Origin of the sequence: Bartonella sp. PS17NMGDW, assembly GCF_042193555.1 — a bacterium.
GTDB classification, from domain to species: Bacteria; Pseudomonadota; Alphaproteobacteria; order Rhizobiales; family Rhizobiaceae; genus Bartonella; species Bartonella grahamii.
On the sequence record NZ_JBHILY010000004.1, the window covers coordinates 39,398 to 52,364 of the forward strand.

General features: G+C 37.2%; 12 protein-coding genes. 7 read left to right on the forward strand and 5 right to left on the reverse strand.

Annotated features, from left to right (window positions below; genetic code table 11):
- Positions 1 to 26 precede the first annotated feature (26 nt).
- Genes ugpA through ACFIJK_RS04115 form a run of 3 tightly spaced genes read left to right on the forward strand, consistent with a single transcriptional unit; the run spans position 27 to position 2,822 of the window.
- On the forward strand, positions 27 to 911 hold the full coding sequence (ugpA, locus tag ACFIJK_RS04105; protein ID WP_375611841.1) for a sn-glycerol-3-phosphate ABC transporter permease UgpA: 885 nt from the start codon (positions 27 to 29) through the stop codon (positions 909 to 911).
- 10 nt (positions 912 to 921) lie between these two features.
- Positions 922 to 1,773: a sn-glycerol-3-phosphate ABC transporter permease UgpE gene (ugpE, locus tag ACFIJK_RS04110; RefSeq protein ID WP_375626720.1), complete on the forward strand. Its 852-nt coding sequence runs from the start codon at positions 922 to 924 to the stop codon at positions 1,771 to 1,773.
- A gap of 2 nt (positions 1,774 to 1,775) precedes the next feature.
- Complete coding sequence (locus ACFIJK_RS04115) at positions 1,776 to 2,822, forward strand: sn-glycerol-3-phosphate import ATP-binding protein UgpC (RefSeq protein WP_375626722.1); 1,047 nt, start codon at positions 1,776 to 1,778, stop codon at positions 2,820 to 2,822.
- Between the two features lie 1,023 nt (positions 2,823 to 3,845).
- Here the strand turns inward: ACFIJK_RS04115 and ACFIJK_RS04120 are convergent.
- From ACFIJK_RS04120 to ACFIJK_RS04130, 3 genes are read right to left on the reverse strand one after another with little or no spacing between them, the layout of a single operon-like run.
- The gene (locus ACFIJK_RS04120) at positions 3,846 to 4,763 is read right to left on the reverse strand and encodes a metal ABC transporter solute-binding protein, Zn/Mn family (RefSeq protein WP_375625593.1); all 918 of its coding nucleotides are present in this window, start codon (positions 4,761 to 4,763) and stop codon (positions 3,846 to 3,848) included.
- Positions 4,764 to 4,773: 10 nt separating this feature from the next.
- A complete protein-coding gene (locus ACFIJK_RS04125; protein ID WP_375625594.1) occupies positions 4,774 to 5,643 on the reverse strand; it encodes a metal ABC transporter permease in 870 nt (289 codons plus the stop codon).
- Between the two features lie 3 nt (positions 5,644 to 5,646).
- Entirely contained in the window at positions 5,647 to 6,399 is a 753-nt protein-coding gene (locus ACFIJK_RS04130) for an ABC transporter ATP-binding protein (protein ID WP_375626724.1), read from the reverse strand.
- A gap of 680 nt (positions 6,400 to 7,079) precedes the next feature.
- Between ACFIJK_RS04130 and nrdH the strand changes: the two genes are divergently transcribed.
- From nrdH to nrdF, 4 genes are read left to right on the forward strand one after another with little or no spacing between them, the layout of a single operon-like run.
- Positions 7,080 to 7,304 carry a glutaredoxin-like protein NrdH gene (gene nrdH / locus ACFIJK_RS04135; protein WP_005774163.1) on the forward strand — a complete coding sequence of 75 codons (225 nt, stop codon included), beginning with the start codon at positions 7,080 to 7,082 and terminating at the stop codon, positions 7,302 to 7,304.
- Positions 7,304 to 7,702, forward strand: a complete 399-nt coding sequence (gene nrdI / locus ACFIJK_RS04140) for a class Ib ribonucleoside-diphosphate reductase assembly flavoprotein NrdI (protein ID WP_012754607.1) — start codon at positions 7,304 to 7,306, stop codon at positions 7,700 to 7,702. Before nrdH ends, nrdI begins: the two co-directional genes overlap by 1 nt.
- On the forward strand, positions 7,684 to 9,834 hold the full coding sequence (gene nrdE, locus ACFIJK_RS04145) for a class 1b ribonucleoside-diphosphate reductase subunit alpha (RefSeq protein WP_375626727.1): 2,151 nt from the start codon (positions 7,684 to 7,686) through the stop codon (positions 9,832 to 9,834). Before nrdI ends, nrdE begins: the two co-directional genes overlap by 19 nt.
- An 11-nt stretch (positions 9,835 to 9,845) precedes the next feature.
- Positions 9,846 to 10,820 carry a class 1b ribonucleoside-diphosphate reductase subunit beta gene (nrdF, locus tag ACFIJK_RS04150; protein WP_273722534.1) on the forward strand — a complete coding sequence of 325 codons (975 nt, stop codon included), beginning with the start codon at positions 9,846 to 9,848 and terminating at the stop codon, positions 10,818 to 10,820.
- Here the strand turns inward: nrdF and prmC are convergent.
- On the reverse strand, positions 10,817 to 11,683 hold the full coding sequence (gene prmC / locus ACFIJK_RS04155) for a peptide chain release factor N(5)-glutamine methyltransferase (protein WP_375626729.1): 867 nt from the start codon (positions 11,681 to 11,683) through the stop codon (positions 10,817 to 10,819). The two genes, nrdF and prmC, sit on opposite strands and share 4 nt — an antisense overlap.
- Positions 11,680 to 12,756, reverse strand: a complete 1,077-nt coding sequence (prfA, locus tag ACFIJK_RS04160) for a peptide chain release factor 1 (RefSeq protein WP_375625601.1) — start codon at positions 12,754 to 12,756, stop codon at positions 11,680 to 11,682. The genes prmC and prfA overlap by 4 nt, the downstream gene beginning before the upstream one ends.
- Positions 12,757 to 12,967: the final 211 nt, after the last annotated feature.

The following is a 12,967-nucleotide window of genomic DNA, read 5'->3' on the forward strand; positions in this document are numbered from 1 at the left end:
GTCTCTACATTTAAAGAGCCCTACGAATGCAAGAAAAACATGCATATTTTAAAAATAGTCTACTTTCTTACGGACTGCTTTTCCCTCAGCTTCTTGTGACTTTTTTGTTTTTCTTCTGGCCTGCTGCTCAAGCAATAAAATCATCTTTTGAGCGTGAAGACCCTTTTGGCTTTACAACAACATTTATTGGTTTTGAAAATTATCTAACGGTTCTTTCTGATCCTACTTATCGGCAATCACTTCTTACAACCGCAGTATTTTCCATCTCAGTTACTGTCGCTTCAATGACAATATCACTTCTCTTAGCGGTCTGTGTTGACCGTGTCATCCGTGCAAAAAAGGCTTATACAATGCTTTTGCTCTGGCCCTATGCTGTTGCTCCAGTATTGGCAGGTATATTATGGCTGTTTATCTTTCATCCCACCATCGGAATTATTCCTTTTCTTCTCGAGAAAATAGGGGTGCTATGGAATTATCGTATTAATGGCACTCAAGCAATGATTCTTATTGTCATAGCGGCTAGTTGGAAGCAAATTTCTTACAATTTTCTCTTTTTTCTTACAGGTCTTCAGTCTGTTCCGCGTTCTCAAATAGAAGCAGCCGCCATTGATGGTGCTGGTCCCTTTAAACGATTTTGGACTGTGGTCTTCCCGCAAATTTCACCAACGACGTTTTTCCTTCTTATTGTCAATGTCAATTATGTTATGTTTGATACCTTTGGTATTATTGATAATACAACTTCTGGAGGTCCTGCGCGTGCAACGAGCATCCTCGTCTATAAAGTATATGACGATGGCTTTAGAAATCAAATAATCGGTGCATCAGCAGCACAATCAACAATATTGATGTTGATGGTTATTGTCTTAACCTTTATTCAGTTTCGCTGGATTGAGCGCCGTGTACAATATTAGGAAGTAAATTATGGTTGAAAATCGCCCTGTTTTGAAATTTCTAACCCATATTACTCTCATTATTGGCATTATCATTATTTTCTTTCCAGTTTATGTTGCTATCATTGCATCAACCCATAGTTCAGCAGCATTCAACTCAGGAACACTTCCTCTTTTACCTGGGAAGTATGCTTTGGAAAATTATAAAACAATCTTTGGTGATGGCCTCGCACAACTCGGTCTTCCCAACCTCTGGCCACTCTTAATGAATTCACTCATTATGGCTCTTGGGATTAGTATTGGGAAAATTATTATTTCACTTTTGTCTGCTTATGCAATTGTTTATATGCGTTTTCCTTTCCGAAAAACTGCTTTTGTTCTTATTTTTGTTACATTGATGCTCCCTGTCGAAGTTCGTATTCTTCCAACCTATGAGGTTGTTGCAAAATTGGGGATGATCGACACCTATAGTGGAATGATTATTCCACTTATTGCATCTGCAACCGCTACATTTTTATTTCGCCAGTTTTTTCTGACTATTCCAGATGAACTCTTAGAGGCGGCACGTGTTGATGGTGCAGGTCCAGTTAAATTTTTTAAGGATATTCTTCTTCCTCTCAGCAAAAGCAATATCGCTGCTTTATTTATCATTATGTTTATTTATGGATGGATACAATATCTCTGGCCTCTTATCATCACAACGGATCAAAAGCATCAAACGATCCTTATTATTTTAAAACAGCTTATTGTCGAATCACTTCAACATGATCCTCAATGGAATATACTCATGGCAGTATCGGTTGTTGCCATGGTTCCCCCTGTTCTTGTTGTTATCTTCATGCAACGGCTTTTTATCAAAGGCCTTATTGAAACGGAGAAGTAATTATGGCCATAATCCAGTTATCAAATATAAAAAAACGGTATGACAACGGCATTCTGGTCATTGATGATTTAAACTTAACTGTTGCTGATAAAGAACTTCTTGTTCTTGTCGGTCCTTCAGGGTGTGGGAAATCAACCTTATTGCGTATTATAGCAGGACTTGAACAAGTTACTTCAGGTGAATTATGTATTGATAACGAACGCATCAATGATCGTGAACCAGCTGATCGTGATATTGCTATGGTTTTTCAAAATTATGCTCTTTATCCCCATATGACAGTTCGTGGAAATTTAGAATATGGTCTTAAAAATCGTAAAACCCCTAAAGAAGAAATTAAAAAACGCATCGCACATGCTGCAAAACTTTTGGAGATAGAACCATTTCTTGATCGTAAACCACGACAATTATCAGGAGGACAACGTCAGCGTGTTGCAATGGGGCGTGTGATTGTACGTCAACCCCGTGTTTTTCTCTTTGATGAACCTCTTTCAAATCTTGATGCAAAATTACGGGCGCAAATGTGTATTGAAATAAAAACACTACAGCGTTCATTAGGAACAACCAGCCTCTATGTTACCCATGATCAACTAGAAGCTATGACATTAGCTGATAGAATAGTCGTTTTGAATAAAGGAGCTATCGAGCAAATTGGAACACCAATGGAAATTTACGACACTCCAGCAACAACATTTGTTGCTGATTTTATTGGTTCTCCTCCTATGAATTTTCTTGATCGCCATGTCTTAGAACAACATTTAGGGCATTCATTGTCTTATGGCGAAGAAACTGATCTTTTAGCATTCAGACCTGAAATAATCTTATTAGGCGAACATCCAGATAAAGGACCTGTCTTTCACACAAAAATTGAGCTTATCAAGCCTATTGGAACAGGTTGCCATGTTTTAACGCGCTGGAATGATATCATCTTTACGATTGAAATAAAAGAACGCTTGACACACGACTATGGTCAAAAACTAAGTTTTACTGTCGCTCATCAGAATTTTCATACTTTTAATAAAAACACTGGAAAGCGCACAAATAATAAGTAAGCATTAATTGATGTGACACGACTTTCTTTTATGTTGCGTCATGATAATGTTGTGTTTTGACTTTCTCGATTACATTTACAAAATCAGGTTGTACCCGATGTGATTAAAAACAAAATTTTAAAAGTTTTGGTAATGATCTATTGTTCCATGGCGCTGAGAGTGTCAAAATATTTATATGAAGAAAATTTGCATTTTCACGGTCTGTAAGAAGAATATTATTTTCAAACCTCAAACATAATAAAATCATTTTCATTATAAAAAATATCAATATAAAATAACCATTCATTAACCATATGTTTCTTGATGTAATAATTTATGTATCTTATAAAAAGTAAATGAGGGAAATAGAGGGAACCAATAATTCACAGATGAGAGGGGATGCGCCCCATATCTTAGCTCTGATCCCTAACATAAGAAGTCTATTTGATCCAAAAAATACGACGCTGTTCTAAATAGCCTGTACGAGAATAGGCATATTTTATTTTACCGCTGACCATATGATCTTAAATGGTTTCAGAGCTTCTATAAGAAGCTTTTATTTTTTCTCATGTAAATCACTATGCAATTTTCAGCTAGGGTATCTGGTCAGTTGCAAAAGAAATCACTGAGAGATAGAAGGCGCGCTTGTTTTAAAATTTTCATTACTTTTAATGATAAAAGCAGATGAAACACATCTGTAACATCCCATCAAATTTTCTATATTCTTGAGTTAAAAAATTGCCTATAGATCATCCTTAGACAGATCTTTATGAATATGACATAAGGGATTGGTGCGAATACCTATAAGAATTAGCAGGGACAAAGACAGTTATCTTGTTGTTTTGCAAAGCATTTTATAAAAGCTGATATATTTTTTTAATATATTGCCAGTATATTAATGGTTTTATGATATTGCATTCTTATAAAGTGCGTACTTTTTTGTTGCTTATAAACCAACCTAAACTTTATACAACAGTATGTTTGAGACAAATATGAAGACGGTTCAGTGCTGTATTCAGTTTTTTATCTCTTTTGTAGAAGATCTTAATGTTTTGTGATGGCATCAATGATGGTATTCACATTATGTTCCATCATATCGAGATAAGTTGCTGCGGGGCCATTTTTATTTGACAATGCATCAGAATAAAGTGTCCCACCAATTTTCAAACCTGTTTCTTTTGCAATCTGTTTTATGAGACGGGGATTAGAGATATTTTCAACGAATAGTGCAGCTGCTTTATTCGCCTTAATTTGTTTGATAAGTTTAGCAACATCGGCTGCGGTTGCTTCAGCTTCTGTTGAAGCACTTTGAGGGGCGAGGATAGTAAAACCGTATTCTTTTGCAAAATAGCCAAAGGCGTCATGAGATGTGATAATGATACGTTTATCTTTAGGGATGGTAGTAATTTTTGTTTTCAGGGTATCTTGTGCTATTTTAAGTTTTTGGATGTAGGTTTCGGCATTTTTTTTGTAGCTTGTGCAGGATTGTGGATCGATTTTACAAAAAGCAGCAGCGATATTCTTCACATAGATTTTGACATTGGGAATTGTTTGCCAAGCATGTGGATCAATAACGCTGTGGTGATGATGGGCGTTATGTTCTTGATTTTTCATTTTGAGGGAGGGAATGTTAGCGCTAACTTTGACAAGAAGTGCTTTTGTACCGCTTGCTGTAATGAGGCGATCAATGAATCCTTCTAAATGAAGTCCGTTGATGAAAATAATTTGAGCATTTCTAAGAGCTTGAACATCATGGGGGGTAGGTTCATAAGTGTGGGTATTTGCATTGGGACCTACAAAAGTGGTCATAGAGATATGGTTGTCTCCTACATTTTTTACGAGATCTGCGAGAATAGAAAAGCTCGCAACAACTTTGATTTTATTGTTTGCAGAAGCAGAAAATGGAGAAAAAGAAAGCAATAAAGCTCCAAGAAGAACAAATTTTTGAGCAAACTTAGGCACATTTTTTTCCTTAAAGTGAGGAGGTATAAAAGAGGTGGGGAAACCATGTTACAATAAGTCCACGTGGACTTATCAAGCAGGAAAAAAGATAAATAAATCCTGCGGCAATGATGATCGCAGGGCCGGAGGGAAGTGAAAGATGAAAAGAAAGCAGGAGACCACATACGCTAGAAATGATTCCAAAAAGAGTGGAAAGTGCGCAAATAGGGCCTAGCCGTGAAAACCAAAAACGGGCTGTAATAGCTGGAATCATCATAATGCCAACGGAAAGTAATGTTCCTAGTGATTGAAATCCTCCAACCAGATTCAACACCACAAGTCCAAGCAATGAAATATGAATATATTTACTCAATGGAGAGAGTGATTTAAAAAAGAGGGGGTCAAAGCTTTCTAAAACGAGTGCACGCCAAAAAATACAAAGGCTGCATAGTGTAATCAGCATTATAGTAGTGATTAACCAGAGGGCTTGTGCATCAAGTGCAAGAACCGATCCGAATAAGAGATGAAGCAGCTCAATTGTTGAGTCTTTTAGTGAGATAATAATGACACCTGCCGCGAGTGCAATAAGATAAAAGACAGTCATGGATGCATCTTCTTTCTGAAAGCTATTTCGTGAAATTAAAATGGTTGCTAAAGCGACAATAATACCAGCGAAGATGCCACCAAGTGTCATAGATATGAGGGAAAAGCCACAAATCAGAAAAGCAGTTGCAACACCAGGAAGAATGGCATGAGAGATAGCATCTCCTGTCAAGCTCATTCCACGGAGCATCAAAAATACACCAACAGGACAAGCGCTAATAGACAGGAAAATAGAACCGATAAGGGCGTTTTGCATAAATTGGAAATCAACAAAGGGAGCAAGAAAAAATGCATACACGTCTTATAACCTAAGAAAGAGAGGATCATTGATGGGAAGATTTTGTTTTTGTGCGCTAATAGGAAAAGAATTGGATGTGAGAGGTGGCATAACGTGATGAATAGTGTTGTTTAAAAACTGTGTTGTTTCTCCATAAAAGGCGTTTTGTTGATTAATTTGAATCATTTGGGGGAAAAATTCTTGCACGATGAGAGGGTTATGGAGTGCTGTGAGAACTGTGCGTCCTTGCTGTTGCCAGTATGTGATCAGTGCAAGAAGATCTTTTTGGGTCTTATGATCTACACCATTGAAAGGTTCATCAAGCAAAATAATATTGGCATCTTGCACAATGATACGTGCAAAAAGAGCGCGTTGTAATTGCCCGCCTGATAATGTTTCAAGCGAACGGGGTGCGAGTTCTGTAAGCCCAACCATTTCAAGCGCATTTTGAATCTTAGAATCATAAGGGCGCTGGCTTTTCCATAATCCACAAAAAGACCACAGCCCTGTTTTTACAAGCGTTTTCACATCAATTGGAAATGTTTGATCTACATCACATTGCTGAGAAAGATAAGCAATGCGGCTTTTTTTTGGTTTTGTAATTTTTCCCTTAAGAGGTTTAATCAATCCGGCGATGGCTTTTAGCAGTGTCGATTTTCCAGCGCCATTATCACCTGTTATTGCGACCAATGAACCAGCTTTTAACTTCGCTGAAAAGTTCTTTATTGCTATTCTATTTCCATAGCCTAATGTTGTCTTATTGAAGTGCAGATCCATATTTTTTACCATCGTTGCTTATTATTTTGGAAACTATGTAATAATATAACGTTTGTCAATAAAATGTTATATTATTACATAGTTTTGAGAACTGAAAATTTTAGTGTGAAGATCGTGGAAAATTAAAAATAATAATTGAATTCACCTTGACGAAAGAGAGAGAGTATATACTATATATAGTATCAAAATGATTGGTGATTCTAAATAAGCACAAGAGAGGGTGTTAGTGTGTTTCGTTTGGTATCTAAGTTATTTCCATTATTGTAAAGAGTTTATTGACCAAGGGCATAGCAGTATTTTTGCTGAAGGATCTCTTTTGGAAGGATTCCTTTCGTTTTTGTAATTGATTTTTGCCGAAAAAGAGTAAAACAGAGCTCTTGAAAAACGGTAGTTTAGAACGTTAGTTTTTTAGACAGCAGGAGGGAATTGTAATGCAAGCAAAAGATTGTTTATAACTGGGGGGCTTTGCCATTTAAGTTATAGAATAATCGCTTATTCTCATCATAGTCTTTGAAGTTATTTGATGAGGAATTCTGTTATGTTCAGGAAGCTGTGTACTATTTGAAAATAACCACATGTTTTGCGTACAATTTCTGTTTTTTTGTTATTCTTGAGTACTTATAAAATTATTAGATTGACCCTTTAGGGTTGATTATTTGGAATTGTGAAAGTTGAAGAAAATGTCGATCACTATTTATAGCAAACCATCTTGTGTCCAATGTGATGCTACACGCCGTGCTTTTGATGCAAAAGGCATTCATTATCGCGTTGTTGATATTTCTTGTGATGAACAAGCATACAGTTTTGTTCAATCTCTGGGGTATCGTCAGGTTCCTGTCGTTGTTTGTGGTGAAAATCATTGGTCTGGTTTTAGACCAGATATGATTAGTGGTCTTTGTGCTTAATGGGGCTTATTGTTTATTATTCGAGTGCAACGGGTAATACAGAACATTTTGTCTCGCAACTTGGTCAACGACTCTTCAAAATTGATAAAAGAAAGCCTTCTGCATTGGTTGGTGAACCTTATGTACTGGTTGTTCCTACATATGCAGATGGTGAAGGAAGAGGAGCAGTGCCGAAAGCCGTTATCCATTTTCTTAATGAAGCTGAGAACCGAAAATTAATTCGTGGTGTCATTGGTGGTGGGAATCGTAATTTTGGTTGTTATTATAATTTAGCAAGTAAAATCATTGCTGAAAAATGTTGTGTACCTTGCCTTTATCGTTTTGAGCTGCGTGGAACTGATGAAGACGTTCTTTATGTAAAAAAGGGATTGGAAAGATTTTGGAAACAATTGGTATAGGACAATCGCAGAAATCGGATCAGATTACTGATTATCATGCGCTGAATGCAATGCTTAATCTTTATGATGAAAATGGTCATATTCAATTTGATATGGATCGACTTGCCGCACGGCAGTATTTCCTTCAGCATGTTAATCAAAATACAGTTTTTTTTCATAACCTGAAGGAAAAAATAGATTACTTAATAGAAGAAGGTTATTATGAAAAAGCTTTATTTGATCTTTATGATTTTTCTTTTATTAAAAAACTTTTTAAACGTGCTTATGCATTTAAGTTTCGTTTTCCCACCTTTTTAGGCGCATTTAAGTATTATACCAGTTATACACTGAAGACTTTTGATGGGAAACGTTATCTTGAACGTTATGAAGATCGCGTCTGTCTTGTAGCTTTATATTTGGCACAAGGAAATAAATCTCTTGCTGAAAATTTTGTGGATGAAATTGTTACAGGCCGGTTTCAACCGGCTACACCGACATTTTTAAATGCTGGGAAAAAACAACGTGGTGAATTGGTTTCGTGTTTTTTGCTACGTGTTGAAGATAATATGGAATCGATAGGTCGTTCGGTTAATTCGGCTTTGCAGCTTTCAAAACGTGGTGGAGGTGTGGCGCTTTGTTTAACCAATTTGCGGGAAGCTGGAGCACCAATTAAGCAAATAGAAAATCAGTCCTCAGGTGTCTTACCGGTGATGAAACTCTTAGAAGATTCTTTTTCTTACGCCAATCAGCTTGGGGCACGACAGGGGGCTGGAGCTGTTTATTTGCATGCCCATCATTTAGATATTATGAAGTTTTTGGATACAAAGCGTGAAAATGCTGATGAAAAAGTTAGAATCAAAACGCTTTCGCTTGGTGTCGTTATTCCTGATATTACTTTTGAGCTTGCACGGAATAATGAGGATATGTATCTCTTCTCATCTTATGATATCGAGCGTGTGACAGGTAAGCCCTTTAGCGATATTTCTTTAACGGAGCATTATCGTTCTTTTGTTGATAATGCAAAGATTCGTAAAAACAAAATAAGTGCACGCGTTTTTTTCCAGACATTAGCAGAAATTCAATTTGAATCAGGTTATCCCTATATTTTATTTGAGGATACTGCTAATCGATCGAATCCGATAGCTGGGCGCATAAGTATGAGCAATTTATGTTCAGAAATTTTGCAGGTGAGTGAGGCGAGTGAACTGGAGACAGATTTAACTTATCGCACGATTGGAAGTGATATATCCTGTAATCTTGGATCCATGAATATTGCCAAAGCAATGGAAAGTCCTGATTTCGGACAGACCGTGGAATCTGCTGTTCGTGCCCTTACTGCGGTTTCGGATATGAGTAATATTGCCTGTGTGCCTTCCATTGCGAAAGGCAATGCTGAAAGTCATGCGATTGGTTTGGGACAAATGAATTTGCATGGGTTTCTAGCGCGTGAACAGATCTATTATGGGTCTCCAGAAGCGATAGATTTTACCAATATCTATTTTTATATTGTGACATATCACGCCATACGGGCTTCCAATTTGATTGCACGTGAACGTCAAGAAATGTTTGCAGGGTTTGAAAAATCAGCTTATGCAGATGGACGTTTTTTCGAAAAATATATTGAAAAAGAATGGAAACCGCAATTTGCGCTTGTGCAAGAGCTTTTTGCGCGGAACAATATTGTTATCCCAGATCAAAAGGATTGGCAGGAACTGAAAAAATTAGTCATTGAGTATGGGCTTTATAACCGCAATTTGCAGGCAGTTCCACCTACGGGATCTATTTCCTATATTAATCATGCCACTTCTTCTATTCATCCAATTGCTTCAAAAATTGAAATTCGCAAAGAGGGAAAAATTGGGCGCGTTTATTATCCCGCTCCTTATATGGATAATACGAATTTAAATTTTTACCAAGATGCTTATGAGATTGGTCCTGAAAAAATTATAGATACCTATGCTGCTGCAACACAGCATGTTGATCAAGGTCTTTCATTAACATTATTTTTTCCTGATACCGCTACCACACGTGATATTAACCGCGCACAAATTTATGCCTGGAAAAAGGGTATAAAGAGTATTTACTATGTACGATTACGGCAAGTAGCGTTGAGTGGAACAGAAGTTGATGGCTGTGTTTCGTGCAGTTTATAGGAGATCATCATATGACAAAGATTACAACCAAAAATCCTGTTGTGTGCGCTGTTAATTGGAATAGATTACATGATGAGAAAGATCTTGAAGTATGGAACCGCTTAACTGGGAACTTTTGGTTACCTGAGAAGGTTCCACTTTCCAATGATATTCCCTCATGGTCAAGCTTAACAGATGAAGAACGTAAATTAACAATTCGTGTTTTTACAGGACTAACGCTTTTAGATACAATTCAAAACACCGTAGGAGCCATTTCGCTTCTGGCTGATGCAATAACAGAGCATGAGGAGGCAGTGTTGACGAATATTGCTTTCATGGAAGCGGTTCATGCACGTTCTTATTCCTCTATTTTTTCAACCCTTTGTTCGACGGTAGAGGTTGATGATGCGTTTAGATGGTCAGAAGAAAATATTCATTTGCAGAAAAAGGCTAGATTAGTACTTGAGCGTTATGAAGCAAATGATCCACTTAAGAAAAAAATTGCTTCGACTTTGCTGGAAAGCTTTTTATTTTATTCTGGCTTTTATTTGCCCATGTATTGGGCCAGTCGCGCTAAGTTGACCAATACAGCAGATCTCATTCGATTAATCATTCGTGATGAAGCAGTCCATGGTTATTATATAGGTTATAAATTCCAATTGGGCTTTGCAAAGCTTGATGAAGCCAAAAGACAAGAAATTAAAGATTTTGCTTTTAACCTGCTCTTTGACCTTTATAATATCGAGTGCAAATATACTGAAGATCTTTATGATGCACTTGGATTGACAGAAGATGTTAAAATTTTTCTTCATTATAATGCTAACAAGGCTTTAATGAATTTAGGTTTTGAAGCTCTTTTTCCCCCTGAGGTTTGTCGTGTTAATCCCGCTATTTTGGCAGCTTTATCACCAAACTCTGACGAAAATCATGACTTTTTTTCAGGGGCAGGTTCTTCTTATGTCATTGGCAAGGCGGTTGCTACCACGGATGATGATTGGGAATTTTAATGTTTGCATGCAAATAGAAGTGCGCGGGGTATTCCACTTAGATCTTTACGCACTTCTAAACATTGAAAACCATTTTTTTTAAATAAATTGCAGACTTCATTTTCTTGAGAGTAACCAATTTCAACAGCGACATAGCTGTTTTCTTTTAAGTAGTTGGCTGCTTCATGGGCGAGTTTTCGATAAAAATAAAGTCCATCTTCCCCTCCTATCAGGGCGCGCAATGGGTCATGTAAGCGCACTTCTTTTGCAAGTTTTTTGATATCTTGTGCGGGAATATAAGGTGGATTGGAAACAATGAAATCAAAGCGATCTGCGACAGCATCAAACCAGTCGCTAAGAAGAGGTGTGAAGCGGTGTGCTACTTCAGCATTCTTTGCATTTTTTTTCGCTGTTTTAAGGGCATCTTCAGAAATATCGACTGCCACCGCATAGGATTGGGGAATTTGTTTAAGGAGTGTAATGGCAATGGCGCCACTTCCTGTTCCCATATCAAGGAATGTTGTTCTTCCCGAATTTTCGACCTGTTTTTGGAGAAAAGGGAGAACAAGATCTATCAGCGTTTCTGTATCAGGACGAGGTTCTAACGTCTCTTGAGACAATGTAAAAGATATACCATAAAATTCTCGTGCTCCTATAATACGATAGACGGGTTCGCCTGCAATACGCCGTTGTAAAGCCTGTTCTATTTGTATAATATGCTCAGAAGACAGATGCATATCTGGTTTAGAAATTCTTTCAGCAGCATTTATTCCTGTTATCCATTCAACGAGTATTTTCGCATCGAGATCGGCTTCAGCAATTCCTTTCGTGCGCAATTTTTCTTGCATTTGTTGGATGACATTCTTGAAAGAATATTTTCTCAATTATTATCCATTTCCATCAGCAGTGTTGTTTGATGATCTGAGATGAGTGCATGAAGAAGCTCATCAAGATCTCCCTCTAGAATGCGATCAAGCTTATACAAGGTTAGATTAATACGGTGATCCGTGACACGTCCTTGTGGAAAATTATAGGTACGAATACGTTCTGAACGATCACCAGAACCAACTTGGCTTTTACGAGAAGCTGAACGTTCACTTTCCGCTTTTTGTCGTTCGATATCGAATAAGCGTGCCCGTAAAATTTGAAGGGCTCGTGCTCGGTTTTGATGTTGTGATTTTTCTGCTTGTACGACCATAATTCCTGTTGGAATATGCGTGATACGAACAGCTGAATCCGTTGTATTAACATGCTGTCCTCCTGCTCCAGATGCACGCATTGTGTCAATACGAATATCTTCAGGGCGAATATCAATATCAATTTCTTCAGCCTCCGGAAGGACTGCAACGGTAGCAGCAGATGTATGGATACGTCCACCGGTTTCTGTTTCGGGGATGCGTTGCACACGATGAACCCCTGATTCATATTTCAATTTAGAAAAGACACCTTTTCCTGAGATAGTAGCAATAATCTCTTTATATCCGCCAACTTCTCCCTCACTGAGTGAAATAACTTCTACTTTCCAATGGTGAGCATGGGCATAACGTTCATACATACGGAAAAGATCACCGGAAAAAAGTGCTGCTTCTGATCCACCTGTTCCTGCTCGAATTTCAACAATAGCGTTTTTTTCATCAGCAACATCTTTAGGCAAAAGCAGAATCTGGAGTTCTTTTTCAAATTGCTCTACTTTTTTATATAACAATGGTAGCTCTTCTTGGGCAAGATTACGCATCTCTATATCTGTTTGTTTATCATTGATAATCGTTTCTAATTCTGTAATCTCTCCGTAAAGAGCATTTAATGCGCGTATAGAGGCAATAACGGGTTGTAGTTCTGCATATTCAGAAGCTAATTTGACATATGTTTCAGCATTTGGATTAGTCGTCATTTGGCTTTCAATTATTTCAAAGCGCTTTTCAAGCTGTCTCATACGATCTTGTGGCAAAGAAACCATGATAATATTGGCCTAATTTTTCATAATACAATTTTTATAATATTTTGTTGCAATGATTTTTCGTTATAATGCTGACAATGAATTACCGTATAGCATCATACAAAAAGGGGTAATAGAGCAAAAAATTTTTTTTGCCAATGGAAACTGTTATATCTTAAAGGTAAATTTTTATAAAACTTGATTTACCTGAGGTATTTTATCTAATGATATA